Source organism: Pseudomonas sp. AC252 (genome assembly GCF_979258105.1).
The window spans coordinates 1863879-1879028 of record NZ_OZ409837.1; the positions used below are offsets into that span (position 1 = coordinate 1863879).

17 protein-coding genes are annotated in these 15150 nt (G+C 59.5%); 10 read left to right on the plus strand and 7 right to left on the minus strand.

Going from position 1 to position 15150, the window contains the following annotated elements; all coding sequences use genetic code 11:
• The first annotated feature begins 41 nt into the window (after nt 1-41).
• Entirely contained in the window at nt 42-449 is a 408-nt protein-coding gene (locus ACZZZ4_RS08715) for an SMI1/KNR4 family protein (RefSeq protein WP_024164487.1), read from the plus strand.
• Nucleotides 450-470: 21 nt separating this feature from the next.
• On the opposite strand, the gene ACZZZ4_RS08720 is transcribed toward ACZZZ4_RS08715, so the two are convergent.
• On the minus strand, nt 471-2234 hold the full coding sequence (locus tag ACZZZ4_RS08720) for a cation:proton antiporter (protein WP_129997989.1): 1764 nt from the start codon (nt 2232-2234) through the stop codon (nt 471-473).
• 280 nt (nt 2235-2514) lie between these two features.
• On the opposite strand from ACZZZ4_RS08720, the gene ACZZZ4_RS08725 reads away from it, so the two are divergent.
• On the plus strand, nt 2515-2997 hold the full coding sequence (locus ACZZZ4_RS08725; protein WP_094469908.1) for an acyl-CoA thioesterase: 483 nt from the start codon (nt 2515-2517) through the stop codon (nt 2995-2997).
• 115 nt (nt 2998-3112) lie between these two features.
• Here the strand turns inward: ACZZZ4_RS08725 and pdxY are convergent, their stop codons facing one another.
• A complete protein-coding gene (pdxY, locus tag ACZZZ4_RS08730; protein ID WP_463547634.1) occupies nt 3113-3985 on the minus strand; it encodes a pyridoxal kinase PdxY in 873 nt (290 codons plus the stop codon).
• Between the two features lie 117 nt (nt 3986-4102).
• Here pdxY and ACZZZ4_RS08735 point away from each other — a divergent pair, with 117 nt between their 5' ends.
• A complete protein-coding gene (locus tag ACZZZ4_RS08735) occupies nt 4103-4516 on the plus strand; it encodes a DUF3301 domain-containing protein (protein WP_076564658.1) in 414 nt (137 codons plus the stop codon).
• Nucleotides 4517-4522: 6 nt separating this feature from the next.
• Here ACZZZ4_RS08735 and ACZZZ4_RS08740 read toward each other — a convergent pair whose 3' ends face one another.
• Complete coding sequence (locus tag ACZZZ4_RS08740) at nt 4523-5488, minus strand: CobW family GTP-binding protein (RefSeq protein ID WP_463547635.1); 966 nt, start codon at nt 5486-5488, stop codon at nt 4523-4525.
• A 40-nt stretch (nt 5489-5528) separates the two neighbouring features.
• On the opposite strand from ACZZZ4_RS08740, the gene ACZZZ4_RS08745 reads away from it, so the two are divergent.
• On the plus strand, nt 5529-5885 hold the full coding sequence (locus ACZZZ4_RS08745) for an NADH:ubiquinone oxidoreductase (protein WP_463547636.1): 357 nt from the start codon (nt 5529-5531) through the stop codon (nt 5883-5885).
• Nucleotides 5886-5889: 4 nt separating this feature from the next.
• Here ACZZZ4_RS08745 and ACZZZ4_RS08750 read toward each other — a convergent pair whose 3' ends face one another.
• Both ACZZZ4_RS08750 and zigA read right to left on the minus strand, forming a co-directional pair.
• Nucleotides 5890-6540: a DUF1826 domain-containing protein gene (locus ACZZZ4_RS08750; RefSeq protein ID WP_463547637.1), complete on the minus strand. Its 651-nt coding sequence runs from the start codon at nt 6538-6540 to the stop codon at nt 5890-5892.
• The gene (zigA, locus tag ACZZZ4_RS08755) at nt 6540-7745 is read right to left on the minus strand and encodes a zinc metallochaperone GTPase ZigA (RefSeq protein WP_463547638.1); all 1206 of its coding nucleotides are present in this window, start codon (nt 7743-7745) and stop codon (nt 6540-6542) included. Before zigA ends, ACZZZ4_RS08750 begins: the two co-directional genes overlap by 1 nt.
• Before the next feature lie 203 nt (nt 7746-7948).
• Between zigA and ACZZZ4_RS08760 the strand changes: the two genes are divergently transcribed.
• From ACZZZ4_RS08760 to ACZZZ4_RS08780, 5 genes are all read left to right on the plus strand, one after another.
• Entirely contained in the window at nt 7949-8326 is a 378-nt protein-coding gene (locus ACZZZ4_RS08760; protein WP_463547639.1) for a glutamine synthetase, read from the plus strand.
• Nucleotides 8327-8410: 84 nt separating this feature from the next.
• Nucleotides 8411-9307, plus strand: coding sequence for a GTP cyclohydrolase FolE2 (folE2, locus tag ACZZZ4_RS08765; protein WP_463547640.1), 897 nt, complete (start codon nt 8411-8413; stop codon nt 9305-9307).
• Nucleotides 9304-9972 (plus strand): metal ABC transporter ATP-binding protein, encoded by a 669-nt coding sequence (locus tag ACZZZ4_RS08770; protein WP_463547641.1) that lies wholly within the window; start codon nt 9304-9306, stop codon nt 9970-9972. The genes folE2 and ACZZZ4_RS08770 overlap by 4 nt, the downstream gene beginning before the upstream one ends.
• Nucleotides 9972-10841, plus strand: a complete 870-nt coding sequence (locus tag ACZZZ4_RS08775) for a metal ABC transporter permease (protein ID WP_463547642.1) — start codon at nt 9972-9974, stop codon at nt 10839-10841. Before ACZZZ4_RS08770 ends, ACZZZ4_RS08775 begins: the two co-directional genes overlap by 1 nt.
• Nucleotides 10842-10852: 11 nt before the next feature.
• Nucleotides 10853-11728 carry a metal ABC transporter substrate-binding protein gene (locus ACZZZ4_RS08780; RefSeq protein WP_463547643.1) on the plus strand — a complete coding sequence of 292 codons (876 nt, stop codon included), beginning with the start codon at nt 10853-10855 and terminating at the stop codon, nt 11726-11728.
• 82 nt (nt 11729-11810) lie between these two features.
• Here the strand turns inward: ACZZZ4_RS08780 and ACZZZ4_RS08785 are convergent, their stop codons facing one another.
• Nucleotides 11811-12329 (minus strand): DUF3617 domain-containing protein, encoded by a 519-nt coding sequence (locus tag ACZZZ4_RS08785; protein ID WP_039757244.1) that lies wholly within the window; start codon nt 12327-12329, stop codon nt 11811-11813.
• A gap of 131 nt (nt 12330-12460) precedes the next feature.
• Here ACZZZ4_RS08785 and cls point away from each other — a divergent pair, with 131 nt between their 5' ends.
• Nucleotides 12461-13900, plus strand: coding sequence for a cardiolipin synthase (gene cls, locus ACZZZ4_RS08790; RefSeq protein ID WP_463547644.1), 1440 nt, complete (start codon nt 12461-12463; stop codon nt 13898-13900).
• 10 nt (nt 13901-13910) lie between these two features.
• On the opposite strand, the gene cfaB is transcribed toward cls, so the two are convergent.
• The gene (gene cfaB, locus ACZZZ4_RS08795) at nt 13911-15098 is read right to left on the minus strand and encodes a C17 cyclopropane fatty acid synthase CfaB (RefSeq protein WP_463547645.1); all 1188 of its coding nucleotides are present in this window, start codon (nt 15096-15098) and stop codon (nt 13911-13913) included.
• Nucleotides 15099-15150: the final 52 nt, after the last annotated feature.

Here is a 15150-nt window from a genome sequence, read left to right on the forward strand (position 1 = left end):
GCCCATATAAACCGCGCCATTCAAGCAAGAGGATCCCGGACGTGGAAGAAATCATCGAACAACTGCGCGAAGCCAACGAACCCGTGCCGGTTCCATTGGAATTGCCTGACGAAGACCAATTGGTGGAGATCGAAGAAGAACTCTTCATCAACATTCCGTTCGTCTTCAAAGAGTTTTTGCTGACCGTCAGCGACGTGGTCTATGGCAGCCTCGAGCCGGTAACCGTCACCGACCCGCAATCGCACACTTACCTGCCGGACGTTGCCGCCAATGCCTGGGACGCCGGCGTGCCGCGCGACCTGATTCCGATCTGCCAGGACGGCGACAATTACTACTGCGTTGAAGAAGACGGCACCGTGGTGCTGTGGTCCGGCGAAGAAGAGCTGATCACCGAAGAATCATGGGAATCGGTGTGGCACTGGGCGCGGGACGTCTGGCTGGAAAGCTGAGCCGCCAGACGCCCCTGAGGGTCAATGCCCCGACGACTCCTTGTGGTTGTCGAGGGTTTCCAGCAGCGCCACCTGCATGCGCGTATGCACGCGGATGAACCAGCGCCACAGCAGCGCCGCTACGGCGGCCGCCACGACGGCGATCAGCACCAGCAGCTTGTTGGTCGGCAGGATACTGGCCGACAAGGCTGCCAACAGCAGGAAAATCACCAGCAGCGAGAGAATCGGGATCACTTCGGCGATCACCCGGCGCACTCGCTGTGTGTGACGACCGGCCATCTCCGGCTTGACGCCCATCTCCGCCAGCAGCATCGACAGCGCCTTGAGCTTGCGATAAGCCGCGATCAGAAATGGTAGCGAGACCAGCAACGCCCCGCCCCAGATCAGTGCCTTCTGCCAGCTCGGATCGCTGATCCAGTCCTGCAGCCACAACGACATGCGCTCGGCGAAGTATGCGCCGGCAAAGAAGATCGCAATCACCAGTGCCAGATTGACCCCGACCTGCAACAGGATCCGCCGGATCATCGACGCCAGCAGCGCGCCCTCCCCTTGCGGCTGAATACTGCGCAACCATTCACCATACATGCCGAGCACCCGCCCGAGCCGCTTGGGCACGGCCGCCGAGAGTTTGATCGACAGTGGGTCCGCCGCCCGGATCAGATACGGCGTCAGCAGTGTGGTGATCACCGAAACGGCTACAGCGACCGGGTAGAGGAAGTTACTGGTCACCTGCAAGGTCATGCCCAGCGCGGCGATGATGAAGGAAAATTCGCCGATCTGTGACAGCCCCATGCCGACCCGTAGCGAGGTTCGTCCGTCGTTGCCAGCAATAAACGCACCGAGGCCGCAGGACAACATCTTGCCGAGCACCACGGCCACCGTAATGACCGCAATCGGCCAGGCGTATTCGATGAGAATCTGCGGGTCGAGCATCAGCCCGATCGCGACAAAAAAGATCGCACTGAACAAGTCGCGAACCGGCTCGACGAGTCGTTCGATCTTCAACAATTGCCGAGACTCGGCCATGATCGCGCCGATCAGGAAAGCGCCGAGCACCATGCTGTATTCGAGCTTGACCACCAGCAGGCAGAAGCCGAAACACAGGCCGAGCACGGTGATCAGCAGCATCTCGTTGCTTTCGAACTTCGCCACATAAGCCAGCAAACGCGGCACCAACAGAATGCCGATGACCAGCGCGACGATCATGAACAGCGACAGCTTGCCGACCGTGGAAAACACTTCCCCTGAACTCACCGTGCCACTGACGGCGATGCTCGACAGCAGCGCGATGATGCCGATGCCGAGGATGTCCTCGACAATCAGCACACCGAAGATCAGCTGCGCAAAGCGCTCGTTTTTCATCTTCAGGTCATTCAACGCTTTGACGATGATGGTGGTTGAGGAAATCGCCAGAATCGCTCCGAGGAACAACGAATCCATAGTGCTCCAGTCGAACCAGCGGCCGATCTCGTAGCCGATCCAGATCATCAGGATGATCTCGAGGAACGCGGCAATGAACGCCGTCGCCCCGACCTTGAACAACTTGCGCAGGCTGAACTCCAGGCCGAGGCAGAACATCAGGAAAATCACCCCGAGTTCGGCCAGGGTCTTGATGGTTTCTTCGTCGTGGATCAGGCCGAACGGCGGTGTGTGCGGGCCGATGATAAAGCCGGCAACGATGTAGCCGAGTACCACAGGCTGCTTGAAACGGTGGAACAGCACGGTCACCACGCCTGCGACCAGCATGATCACTGCCAGGTCCTGAATAAAACTGATGGCATGCATGGCGTGGGCTCCTTGATGACGAGGCGCGCGGACAGACGTCAGAACGTTCTGCGCGAGCAGGGTAAAAATCCGCTTTTTGATGTAGGAATTGCCCGTGGGCAGGGCTTTTGCAGGTTAACACCGCGACTTCGCTCTGGAAGCCGGTGCAATATATGGAAACAGATCGATAGCGGCGTGACGGCAGCGTGTCGCCCGGCGTCCCGATAACGGTGCTTTTCGAAAAGCCACCAAGCGCCCGCAGAGGCGCTTCCAGCCATCAGCCTTGACCCGTGAGAACGTTATGGAACCCGGAAACGCCCAGCTGTCGATGACGGTACTGATGACCCCCGACATGGCCAACTTCTCTGGCAATGTCCACGGCGGCACCCTGCTCAAATACCTCGACGAAGTGGCCTACGCTTGCGCCAGCCGTTATGCCGGGCGCTACGTGGTAACGCTTTCGGTGGATCAGGTGATTTTCCGCGAGCCGATTCATGTCGGCGAACTGGTGACGTTCCTGGCCTCGGTCAACTACACCGGCAACACGTCGATGGAAGTCGGTATCAAAGTCGTCACCGAAAACATTCGCGAACGCTCGGTGCGCCACACCAACAGCTGCTTCTTCACCATGGTCGCGGTGGATGATCAGCGCAAGCCGGCCGCCGTGCCGCCGCTGCAACCGCAGAACAGCGAAGACAAACGCCGCTTCATACAGGCGCAGCAGCGCCGGCAGATTCGTCAGGAGCTGGAGAAGCGTTATCAGGAGATCAAGGGCGACGCCTGATCAGCCTTGATTGATGTTGCCTGACAAATGGCTTTCGCGAGCAGGCTCGCTCCCACATTTGGAATGCATTCTTCCTGTGGGAGCGAGCCTGCTCGCGAATAAAGACGACCCGGTCTCAGAGACTGATCGCTGTAGCCTCGAATTTCACCCGCGGATGCGCAATGCGATCCTGCGCCCGCACCAGTTGCAGCTCATAACTGGCGCACGCCTGGGTTTCCAGCAAGACCTCATGCACCGCCGCTGCGGTGAATTCGAACGCTGCCAGCAGGCTGTCGCCCAGCAGCACCCGTGCCAGGAACAGACCAGAGGTCAGATCGCCGACGCCCACTGGCTGACGCGGAAACGCCAGCAACGGACGGCGCAGATGCCAGCTGCCCTCGGCGGTCACCAGCAGCATTTCAAAACCATCCGCCGGCTTGCCCGGGTAATCCAGATGCTTGACCAGCACCGCTTTCGGCCCCCGCGCCAGCAGCGCACGGGCCATCGCCAGGCAATCGAACAACGACTGCGGCTTGCGCCCGGAAAAGCTGTCCAGCTCCAACTGGTTCGGACACATGATGTCCGCCACAGCAGCAGCCTCATCGAGCAGAAAGTCGCTGACTTCCGTCGGCAGACTGCAGCCCTTCTCCGGATGGCCCATCACCGGATCACACAGGTACAGCATCTTTGGATTGACCGCTTTGATCCGCGCCACGCCGCTGAGAATTGCCCGACCCTGCGCGGCGCTGCCGAGGTAGCCGGAGAGCACCGCGTCGCAGTTGCCCAGCTCGCCAATCGCGGCGATGCCTTCGATCAGCTCGGGAATCTGCTGTGGCGCCAGCACTTCACCGGACCACTGACCATACTGGGTGTGGTTGGAGAACTGCACGGTATTGAGCGGCCAGACGTTGACCCCGACGCGCTGCATCGGAAAAACCGCAGCGCTGTTGCCGGCGTGGCCAAACACCACGTGGGACTGGATGGCGAGCAGATGAGGCGTACGTTTCATTCGGGTCATTCCGTAAAACGATTGAAATTCAAGCCGCGCAGTATGCGACGAAACACAGCCTGTACGACAGACCGGCGAGACAGTTAAGCTGACGCCATCATTTGGAGTTCGATGTAGATGCTGACCCTGGAAAACATCTTCGTGCTGATGCTGTTCGCCGCTGCCGGCGCCTGGCTATGGCACAACCACGGCCTGCGCGAGCGCGCGCTGGAGCGGGTCAAGCAGCATTGCACCAATGTCGGCGTCGAGCTGCTGGACGGTAACGTCGCGCTGAAAAAAATCGGTTTGATCAAGGATGCCAACGGTCGCCGACGACTGGCGCGGGTCTACAACTTCGAGTTCACCGTGACCGGCGAAAGCCGCCATAACGGCACCGTCACCCAGTTCGGCGCGCACAGTGCGCAGATTGAACTGGCGCCCTACCCGGCGCCGTTCGACGACACACCGCCGGTGGTCGAAGTGCACAAGCCTCGCGCCGAAGTCATCGAGCTGAGCCAGTGGCGCCAGGAACATACCAAGTGGAAGCCTTGAGCTGACTCACTGAATCCGGCATGCAGCCAAATCGATCTTCAGCTGTTCGATGTTCTGCGGCTCGGCAAAGATCAGCTCGATTCTTGAGTCTTTACGCCATTCGCTGGCTTGCCAACTCAGTTCGGCATTATCCAGTGCATTGGCCGAGATCCAGCCATTCGCGGTGTGGATAACCAGTTTGGCCCGCTTCCAGTCGAGAGCGGCCAGCCAATCGGCGATGCGCGCTTGATCAAATACCTGCCGCGGGTGCCAGCGCCAACCGATGCTCCACCCGCCCTCCTGCGTCTGACTCAGGCAAATCGGTTCGGCCGGATCGCCCCAGACCGCTGGCAGCTGTGCCAATCCAGTGGGCAGCGGCAGGTTACCTGCGCCTTCGTTTGCTTTTGCTTTCAGCCCCGGCAGCTCGCTCAGAGATAGCTGGGCTTGCTGCGTCCAGATCAGCCTGACGGGCGGAAACTGGCTGGCGATTTTCTCTCGAACCGCTTCATCGAGATCTTCCGCCTTGTTCAACAACAGCAAACCCGCGCTGGCCAACGCTTGCTGCTGGGCGTCCGGCAAGGCTCTACCCGCGTGCAATGCCTGAGCGTCCAGAACCAGCACACAGGGCTGAACCGCCAGCACGCCCAGCCACGGCGCCTCGTTCAATTGCTTGAGCAACTGCGCCGGATGGCCCAGCCCGGATGGCTCGATAAACAGTCGATCTGGCCTGGCCTTGCGCAGCAGGCGGCCGAGGCCGATCTGGAATGGCGCGCCATTGACGCAACACAGGCAGCCCCCGGCCACCTCGCCCAGTGCGATACCATCGGCGTCATTCGTCAGCAATGCTGCATCCAGACCGATCTGGCCGAACTCGTTGATCAGCACCGCCCACCGTTCGTCCGCAGGCCGTTGCGCCAGCAACAGGCGAATCAGGCTGGTCTTGCCGGCGCCCAACGGGCCGGCGATGACGTGGGTCGGAATGTTCTGCAACATGGCGGGTACTTTCTGCGGACAGTTATTGAGGAGATCGAAGATGCGCTGGTCGGGATGGTCGTTGCTGTTGGCGCTGCTGTCGAGTGAAGCGTGGGCTCAGGCCTGCGTGGTGCACACACAGGGCGAACGGCTCGACGTCAAAGTCTGTCAGCAGAACCGGACGATTCCGCAGAAATTGTTCAATGATGGCTTCTGCCAACCGACGCTGGCCGGGCAGAAGGTCGAGGTGGAATACGTCGACCAGTGCCCGAACGGAGCTTTCGGCGTATGCAGCAACGCGCAAGTCGCCAATATGCCCTATCGCCAGGATATCCACTATTACGGCGTGGCCACTGACGCGGCGTATCTCAAGCCGTATTGCGAAGGCCAGAGCCAGGGCGTCTGGCGCAAGCCCTGATGTGTCAGCCGAGCCAGTCGAGGGTCAGCAGCAGACGGCGTTCACCGGGCGCCGGTTGCGGCGATCGATGGATCAGGCCGAAGCCTTCATTGCCGTGCCATTTTTCGCCTTTGAGCAGCGCGACATCGCCGCTGTTGAGCTGGCGAATCGACGCTGGATCTTGCGGTTCGGCATCGGCCTGGCCAAGTTGCAGGCGATCCATCGCGCCCTCCTCAAGCCATTGGCTGCCGATGCCAGCGTAAGTAGTGATCAAGCGCACCGGCACGTGATCGACGTGGAAGCGCGGACACATGGCCTTGTCCAGCACACGCAAACGCACGCCGATACGCCGCGCACCGAGCAGGCAGGCGAAGGCACTGATCAGCCATTTAAGGTCGCTCATGAAACCTTCGAAACCTTGCAGATCACGCAGCCCTGCAGCCAGACCGGCGAGATCCGGTTCGGCATCTTCGTCGGGCAATTCCAGACACAGCGACTCGGCCAAGGGCTCGTTGAGTGACAGCACCAATTGCGCAAAATCGGCAATGTGCACGGGCAGCTGACGTTGCCAGACGGCGAGATTGGTCTGGTCTTCCAGGATTCGCGTCAACGTTTGCGGGGTCACGCCCTGGTGCTGATGACGGGTAAGCAGCGGCTGATCTTTGAGTGCGAGCATCAGGCGGCCTCTTCGTGCCAAGGACCGAATGGATCAGGCAGCAAGCGCCAGCCTTCTACACCCGTTGCCATTTCTTCGTCGGTCAGCAGACAGGCATCGAGTTCGGCGGACAGTTGTAGGAAATCTATGTTTTGACCGATGAAAACCAGCTCCTGCCGGCAGTCTCCTACGCTTTGGGTCCAATTTCCCATGATCGTCTGGACGCTTTCCTGATCCTCGGGCCATTGATTCTTTGGCACGAAACGCCACCAGCGACCGGCGAATCCATGCCGCATCAAGCCGCCGGCCTGCGACCAGCTACCGGCATCGGTGGGTTTGCTGGCGAGCCAGAAGAAGCCTTTGGAGCGCAGCAGCTTGCCGTTCAGCCAAGGCCGATCGATGAAGCTGAAAAAGCGTTGTGGGTGAAATGGCCGGCGGGCGCGGTACGCCGTGGAGGCGATGCCGTATTCCTGTGTTTCCGGGACGTGCTCACCGCGCAATTCCTGTAGCCATCCGGGCGCTTGTGCGGCCTGTTCGAAATCGAAACGACCGGTGTTGAGGATTTTCTCCAAGGAGATTTCGCCCATCGTCATTGGGATGATTTCAGCCTGGGTATTCAGGCGCTTGAGGATGGCGGTGAGTTCTTCACGCTCGTGCTGGCTGATCAGGTCGATTTTGCTGATCAGCAAGACGTCGGCGAATTCGATCTGCTCGATCAGCAGATCGGTGATGGATCGCTCGTCTTCTTCACCGAGCATTTCGTCGCGAGAGGCAAGGCTCTCGGCCGTCTGGTAATCCAGCAGGAAATTCACCCCGTCGACGACCGTGACCATGGTATCCAGGCGCGCGATGTCAGCGAGGCTTTGCCCCTGTTCATTAAGGAAGGTGAAGGTTTCAGCGACCGGAAGCGGTTCGGAAATGCCGGTGGATTCGATCAGAAGGTAATCGAAGCGATCTTCGCGGGCGAGTTTGCTGACTTCTTCCAGTAGATCTTCTCGCAACGTACAGCAAATACAGCCATTGCTCATTTCGATGAGCTTTTCCTCAGCGCGGTTCAGGCGGACATCGCGCTGGACTTCACTGCCATCGATGTTGATTTCGCTCATATCGTTGACGATCACCGCAACGCGCAAGCCGTCTCGGTTACGTAGTACGTAATTTAAAAGTGTACTTTTTCCAGCACCGAGAAATCCTGAAAGTACGGTGACGGGCAATTTGGCTGACATTGGATAATCCTTGTTAAGGGCAGCCGATCTGCGCTTTAGATCGGTCTTGGCGTATCGCGCTTCATGTATGCGGGGCAACGAAGGCAATCGAATGATCGGCAACTCAGGCTGGTTGCTGCCTATGTTATAGTATAACAACTCAAGCTTGCCAGTCCGACCCAGGATTACGCAAATTGCCGCACCACCGACCGTGGGAATTCCCAATGCACAACGGGTTGAAATACCTGCTCTTGAGCTTTGCTATGTCGCTGGCCGGCCAAGCCCAAGCGCAGATGCCGGCGCTCGCGCACTGCACACGCAGCGCTAATCTGCTGGCGTGCGTGGACGCCGACGGCAATGCCTATAGCGTCAATACGGTGGGCACCACGCTTTACCTGCGCGGATACGAGAAGGACGGCCATCGCTATTGGGCGCAGACCAACAGCCGTTTCGGCCTATTAACCTTTTTTACCGGCATCGCCTCCGATGGCGAGGCTTGGGTTGGCTATACCCGTCGTGTCGGCTGGACGACCATCAACCGCTTTTCCAGTTCAGGCGGTAGCAGCGTAAGGTTCACTTGTAGCCGAATGACGGGCTGCTAGTGAAAACCTTTTCATGAAAAAAACATCGCTCAATGGAATGCTATAATGTAACGTTAAAAGAGTTCAATACGACGGTCTCAAACCATGAATGCTCTTACTCTCCCGGATATCGCCGCACAATCTGCACGCCAGGCAATGCCTCTCGATTGGGTGGGAATGCGTGAGATCGCTCTGCCCGTTTTGCTTGAAGGCCAGCGCCTCAGCGCCAGAGTCGACGCTGGCGTGAGTCTGGATGATAGTGAAGCGCGCGGGATTCACATGTCGCGCTTGTATTTGGCCCTCGAAGCGCTCGAGCAGCGAGGCCTTTCTCCCGCTGTGCTGCATCAGGTACTCGAGCGTTTTCTGCGAAGTCACCAAGGCCTATCCGCCTGCGCATATCTGAACATTCACACCGACTTGCTGCTGAAACGACCCGCGTTGGTCAGCCCCTTAGCCGGCTGGAAATCCTATACGGCGTCCATTTCAGCGAGCCTGAAACAGCAAATGTTCCACGTGGAACTAAAAATTGAACTGCCCTATTCCTCGACGTGCCCATGCTCCGCAGCCTTGGCAAGACAGCTGATCCAACAGCAATTCATTGACGATTTCGCTAACAAGACTCTGCAACATGAAGATGTCCTGGCATGGCTCGGCTCAACCAAAGGGATCGTAGCGACACCGCACAGCCAACGCAGCTACGCACAACTGCACCTGCAACTCGACAACTTCATCGATGAGCTACCGCTGACCGCGATCATCAATGACGCTGAAGCAGCCCTCGGCACCGCCGTGCAGACCGCAGTAAAACGCCCCGACGAGCAAGCCTTCGCACTCGCCAATGGGCAGAACCTGATGTTCTGCGAAGACGCCGCGCGCCGTCTCAACCTGGCACTGCAACGCACGCCCGGCATCAACCAATTCCACATTCGCGTGATCCACGCCGAAAGCCTGCATGCCCACGACGCTGTTGCAGAGAGCAGTTGGCAACGGGAGCAGCCATGATCCGCTGCCAATCGCTGGTCTGGGGCACGCCTGGCCAACCGCTGACGACGCCTCTCAGTCTTGAGTTCGAAAGCGCCAGCCTGACCGCCATCATCGGCGCCAACGGCTGCGGCAAAAGCAGCCTGCTGAAAGTCATCGCCGGTTTGCAAAAACCTTTGGCTGGCAAAGTAGACATGGCTGTTCCACGACAAAGCGGAATTTCCTTCCTGCCGCAACAGCAGCACCTTGATCGCCAATTCCCAATCAGCCTCGAAGAGCTCATCGCCGCAGGTTTCTGGGGCCGTCGGCTCTCGACACAACTGCGCACACAGCGACTGAAAAACGCATTGGAAGACTGGCACTTGAGTGGGCTCGAACAGCGCCCGTTGATGGCTCTGTCAGGCGGTGAGTTACAACGCGCCTTGCTCGCACGCCTGAGCCTCGCTGACGCCCCGGTGCTGTTGCTCGATGAACCGCACGCCGCACTCGACGAACTCGGCCAGCAACTGCTCTGGCAACACATCCACCACTGGCACGCCGGGGGCCGAACACTGGTCGTGATCTGCCATGATCTGGCGGCTGTCCGCCAACACATTCCGAATACCCTGCTGATCAAAAACGGCCACTGCGTGTACGGAACCAGTCGGGAACTGATCCAGCCGACAGCGCGCATGCAGGTGGCCTGATGCTCGCCACCCTCAGCCATTTCTGGCAACCCTTCGGCGACTTCGTGTTCATGCGCAGGGCCTTGCTTGGCGGCTTGGTGCTGGCGTGCAGCACGGCACCCTTGGGCGTGTTTCTGATTCTCAGACGGATGAGTCTGATCGGTGACGCTGTCGCCCACGGCATTCTCCCCGGTGCAGCGCTGGGATTCTGGTTTGCCGGTCTGAGCCTTCCCGCCCTCACCCTCGGTGGCATGGGAGCCGGTCTGAGCATGGCCGGACTGGCGGCCTGGATCACCCGGCGTACGGGTTTGCGCGAGGACGCCAGCCTCGCCGCGATCTATCCGATCTCACTGGCCAGCGGCGTGCTGATTCTCGGCCTCGCCGGCAAACGCCTTGATCTTTTGCATCTGTTGTTCGGCTCGGCGCTAGCCGTGGATGGACCGACGCTGACCGGCATGCTTTGGGTCTCGGCGATCAGCCTCATGGCCATGGCCGCGATCTACAAACCCCTGCTGTTGGACACACTCGACCCGTTGTTCTTGCGCACGGTCAGTCGCCTCGGGCCACTGGCTCATGGCGTGTTCCTGACTCTGGTCGTGCTGAATCTGGTGATCGGCTTTCAGGCCATCGGCGCACTGATGGTAGTCGGGCTGATGATGCTTCCGGCTGCCGCGTCGAGATTCTGGAGTCGCCGTTTGCCGATACTGATTGCCGTCGCCGCCGTCGTGGGCTGCGTGTCGGTCTGGCTGGGTTTGCTGCTGTCGTTCTACTACTCGCTGCCCAGCGGCCCGGCCATCGTGCTGGTCGCGGGGGGCGGCTATCTGCTGTCGGTAGTGTTCGGACCGGTTCACGGTTTGTTGCGCCGCCCGCCTTTGCTCACGTCCCAATGAGGTGTTTCCCGATGCGCGCTCTATTCGTGCTGTTCAGCCTGATGCTGTCGATGTCCTTGTCGGCCGCCGAAAAACTGCCGGTGGTCACCAGCTTCAGCATCCTCGCCGACATGGTTCATCACGTCGGCGGCGAGCACGTTCAGATCACCAACATGGTCGGACCGGATGCCGATGCGCACACCTACGAGCCGACCCCGGACGATGCCAAGGCGTTGCTCAAAGCCAAAGTGATCATCAAGAATGGCCTCGGTTTCGAGCCTTGGCTGGATCGCCTGGTGACCAGCACCGACAGCAGGGCGACGGTGATCAGTGCCAGTCGCGGGGTGATACCACGTTCGCTCGATGAAGACGGCGAAACCGTTCCTGACCCACACGCCTGGCACAACCTGGCGAACGCCCAGTTGTATGTCGCCAACATCACCAAAGCGCTGATTGCCGCTGACCCGGCCAACAAGGCTGACTACGAGCGCAACAGCCAGACCTATCTCAAACAGATCTACACTCTGCTCGCCGAAGCCAAGAGCAAACTTGGCGCACTGCCGCCGGGCAATCGCAAGATTGTTACCAGCCATGATGCCTTCGGCTATTTAGGTCAGGCCTATGGCATCGACTTTATCGCGCCACAGGGTTTGTCCACCGAACGCGAACCCTCTGCCGCCGAAGTCGCTGCGCTGATCACGCAGATTCGCCAGGCCAAGGTCAAAGCGGTGTTCATGGAAAACATCAAGGACGCGCGCCTGCTCAAGCAGATCGCGGATGAAAGCGGTGCGCACATCGGCGGCACACTGTACTCGGATGCACTGGGGGCGAGTGGACCGGCGAGCACCTTTACCGGGCTGTTCGAATACAACCTCAATACGCTGTACAAGGCGTTGAGCCAGCCATGAGCTGTGTGGTGTTCTGGCGATTCGCGAGCAGGCTCGCTCCCACAGTTGGAATGGGTTCCAGCTGGGGAGCGCGGCGAAGGGTTTATGCGCGAGGTTTTACCGTACCGCAATCCTGACCCAGCCACACCGCACGGGTTTCCAGACTACCTTTCTGGTTGATACCAATGGCGTTGAAGGTGCCATTGGCGACGGTGGTGAATTCGCGGTCACTGAGGAATGTCGCTACGCCGGTGCCTTGGGCTTTCGGGCAGCTGAAGCGGAATTTCCATTGGTTGCCGGTGCGTTCGGTGATCTGTTGTTTGCAGCCCGATTGCGGGTCGGCCAACGGAATGTCGTTGGTCGCCACTTGCTGCGGTGTCAGGCAGGCGCGGATGCCTTTGCCGCCGATATTGATGCCATTCTTCTCCAGCGCCGCGCGCTGCTGCGGAGTGATCTGGCCTTGGATCTGGCCAAGAATCGATTGCACGTCCATGGCCTGATCATCGACCTTCAGATTGCTCGAAGTCATCTCCCACAATCCTGGCTGCAGCATTTGTGCCTGTGCAACCACCGGCAAAGCCAAACTCATGCCCAGCGCCAAACCCAGCAGACGAACGTTCATCGAGAAACTCCTGATCAGTTGTGGCCGTTAGACGCCGGCCGGTTGCGTCGGTTCATGCACCGATTAAATAGAGACATTCGCCGCAGAACATGGTCTGTTAAGCATTGCATTTCGCGGAGCAAGGCTGCCCCATGGATTTTTTCGGACCGCACATTTTCGGTTACCTGATCGCCCTGTTGCACACACTCGGGTCGATCGCGGCGATCCATGCGGTGCTCACCGTGCGCACCGCGCAAGGCTCGATCGCCTGGGCATTGTCGCTGATCTTCATTCCTTACCTCACGCTTATTCCGTATCTGGTCTTTGGTCGCAGCACCTTCGATGGCTACATCAAGGCCCGCCGCCAGGCAAACGAGCAGATGCGCCTGGCCATCTCCGAACTGAACTGGCGCCCTTGGGTGGAAGAAGCCCTCGCCGCTCGCGCTTCGAGTGCCTACGCCTCACTGCGCGCGATGCCTAAACTGGGGCGCATGCCGTGCCTGGCGAACAACGAAGTGCAACTGCTGGTGAACGGCACCGCGACCTTCGATGCGATTTTCCAGGCGATCGCACAAGCGAAGGAAGCCGTGCTGATCCAGTTTTTCATCATCCACGACGATCGGCTCGGCCAGCGCTTGCGTGACTTGCTGTTGAAGAAGGCCGCCGAAGGCGTTTCCGTTCACTTACTCTACGACCGCATTGGCAGCCACGCCCTGCCCCATCATTACGTGCAAGCGCTGCGTGATGCCGGCGTCGAGGTCAAAGCCTTCGCCACACGCAGCGGCTGGCTCAACCGCTTTCAGGTCAACTTCCGCAACCACCGAAAAATCGTCGTGGTCGATGGCGTAGTCGGCTTTGTCGGCGGGCATAACGTCGGCGATGAATACATGGGTGAGAAGCCGCCATTGGCGCCGTGGCGTGACACCCACGTCAAAGTACGCGGGCCGGTGGTGGCCTGCATGCAGGAATCGTTTGCCGAAGACTGGTTCTGGGCTGCTCGAACATTGCCACCGTTGATCCTCCCGGATGCGTATCCGGAGGATGGCGTGCTTTGCCAATTGCTCGCCAGCGGTCCGGCGGATGCCTACGAAACCTGCTCGCTGTTTTTCGTCGAAGCCATTCATGCGGCAACGCAGCGGGTATGGATCACCAGCCCTTACTTCGTCCCGGACGAAGCGGTGTTCGCGGCATTGAGGCTGGCGGTGCTACGCGGGGTCGATGTTCGACTGCTGTTGCCGTCGCGGCCTGATCACCGCATCGTCTATGCCGCGTCCAGCCTGTATGCCTTTGAGGCGGTGCGTGCCGGCGTTCGGGTGTTCCGCTATCGACCGGGTTTTCTGCACCAGAAAGTGGTATTGATCGACAGCGAGATCAGCGCCATCGGCAGCGCCAATCTGGACAATCGCTCGTTCCGCCTGAATTTCGAAGTGATGTTGCTGACCGTTGACAGCGAGTTCGCCGCCTGCGTGGAACGCATGCTCAACGAGGATTTCGCCCAAGCCGATGAAGTGGCTAAAGAAGAAAGCCGGGAGATCCACCGCCTGCAACAGGTCGGCATGCGGATCGCCCGGCTGATTTCGCCCATTCTCTGAACGCTCGGTATCAGGGGTTGTAAATGTCTTCGCGGGTCCACGGCAGTTCGTGGCTGCCATCGGGATGCGCTTTCACGGCAAGGATCTGATGCAGATTGATCCAGCCCCGCGCGAACGCATATGCGCAACCAGCCAGGTACAGGCGCCAGATACGTAACGCTTGCTCGGGTACCAGCTTCGCCGCGGCTTCGAGGTTGTCTTCCAGTCGCTCGCTCCAGTGATCAAGCGTGCGCGCGTAATGCAGGCGCAGGCTTTCGACATCGACGATTTCCAGCCCGGCTTCACTGATCTCGGCTGAGATCATCGACAGATGCGGCAACTCGCCGTTGGGGAAAACGTATTTTTCGATGAAGTCGCCAGCACCGCGTCCAACCGGACGGCCATCGGTGTGCTTGGCGGTGATCCCATGGTTCATCACCAGCCCGCCCTCCTTCACCGCGCCGAACAACGTCGCGCAATACTCGGCGAGATTGGCGTGGCCGACGTGTTCGAACATGCCGACGCTGACAACCTTGTCGAAGCGACCGTCCTGCGGCAAATCGCGATAGTCGAGCAATTGCAGCTCGACCTGGTCTTCCAGCCCTTCGGCCTTAACCCGCTCCTGCGCCAGCGCCAACTGCTCCTTGCTCAAAGTAATACCGAAAACCTTCACACCGAACTCTCGCGCCGCGTACCGCGCCAGACCGCCCCAACCACAGCCGACATCCAGCAAATACTCGCCCGGCTGCAAACGCAGCTTGCGGCAGAGATGGCGGAATTTGGCTTGCTGCGCCTGCTCGAGGGTTTCGCTGCCGGTTTCGAAATAGGCACAGGAATACACCATGTCGCTGTCCAGCCACAGCTGGTAGAACGCATTCGACAGGTCGTAGTGGTAGGAAATGGCTTTGGCGTCAGTGTCTTTGTCGTGATGCGCACGCACTGGCTGGCTGCCTTCTTCCTCGTCGAGCAGCGCACTGCTCAATTCGTCGCAAACCCGGATCACCTCGCTGATCGAGCCCTCCAGTTCCAGCTTGCCTTCGACGAACGCCGCACCCAGCGCATCCAGGCTTGGGTGGGTAAATTGAGTGACCATCTGCGGGTCCTTGACGACGATGGTCACGCTGGGCGTCGGGCCCAGATTGAACTCATGGCCGTCCCAGAGTCGCAGGCGAAGCGGTAGCTGCAGGTTCTGCAAGGCCGGTGGAAGTTGCGCGAGCATGGAAAATCCCCCTTGTTTCAGACGTCTGATCTGAGGGTAGACCAACCTGAAA

Excerpts from the sequence above, each read along its gene's own strand:
- ACZZZ4_RS08725 (WP_094469908.1), top strand. The coding sequence starts at position 2,515 with ATGGAACCCGGAAACGCCCAGCTGTCGATGACGGTACTGATGACCCCC.
- pdxY (WP_463547634.1), bottom strand. The coding sequence starts at position 3,985 with ATGAAACGTACGCCTCATCTGCTCGCCATCCAGTCCCACGTGGTGTTT.
- zigA (WP_463547638.1), bottom strand. The coding sequence starts at position 7,745 with ATGTCAGCCAAATTGCCCGTCACCGTACTTTCAGGATTTCTCGGTGCT.
- ACZZZ4_RS08760 (WP_463547639.1), top strand. The coding sequence starts at position 7,949 with ATGCACAACGGGTTGAAATACCTGCTCTTGAGCTTTGCTATGTCGCTG.
- folE2 (WP_463547640.1), top strand. The coding sequence starts at position 8,411 with ATGAATGCTCTTACTCTCCCGGATATCGCCGCACAATCTGCACGCCAG.
- ACZZZ4_RS08740 (WP_463547635.1), bottom strand. The coding sequence starts at position 5,488 with ATGTTGCAGAACATTCCGACCCACGTCATCGCCGGCCCGTTGGGCGCC.
- cfaB (WP_463547645.1), bottom strand. The coding sequence starts at position 15,098 with ATGCTCGCGCAACTTCCACCGGCCTTGCAGAACCTGCAGCTACCGCTT.
- ACZZZ4_RS08770 (WP_463547641.1), top strand. The coding sequence starts at position 9,304 with ATGATCCGCTGCCAATCGCTGGTCTGGGGCACGCCTGGCCAACCGCTG.
- ACZZZ4_RS08745 (WP_463547636.1), top strand. The coding sequence starts at position 5,529 with ATGCGCTGGTCGGGATGGTCGTTGCTGTTGGCGCTGCTGTCGAGTGAA.
- cls (WP_463547644.1), top strand. The coding sequence starts at position 12,461 with ATGGATTTTTTCGGACCGCACATTTTCGGTTACCTGATCGCCCTGTTG.
- ACZZZ4_RS08785 (WP_039757244.1), bottom strand. The coding sequence starts at position 12,329 with ATGAACGTTCGTCTGCTGGGTTTGGCGCTGGGCATGAGTTTGGCTTTG.
- ACZZZ4_RS08735 (WP_076564658.1), top strand. The coding sequence starts at position 4,103 with ATGCTGACCCTGGAAAACATCTTCGTGCTGATGCTGTTCGCCGCTGCC.
- ACZZZ4_RS08775 (WP_463547642.1), top strand. The coding sequence starts at position 9,972 with ATGCTCGCCACCCTCAGCCATTTCTGGCAACCCTTCGGCGACTTCGTG.
- ACZZZ4_RS08720 (WP_129997989.1), bottom strand. The coding sequence starts at position 2,234 with ATGCATGCCATCAGTTTTATTCAGGACCTGGCAGTGATCATGCTGGTC.
- ACZZZ4_RS08750 (WP_463547637.1), bottom strand. The coding sequence starts at position 6,540 with ATGCTCGCACTCAAAGATCAGCCGCTGCTTACCCGTCATCAGCACCAG.
- ACZZZ4_RS08780 (WP_463547643.1), top strand. The coding sequence starts at position 10,853 with ATGCGCGCTCTATTCGTGCTGTTCAGCCTGATGCTGTCGATGTCCTTG.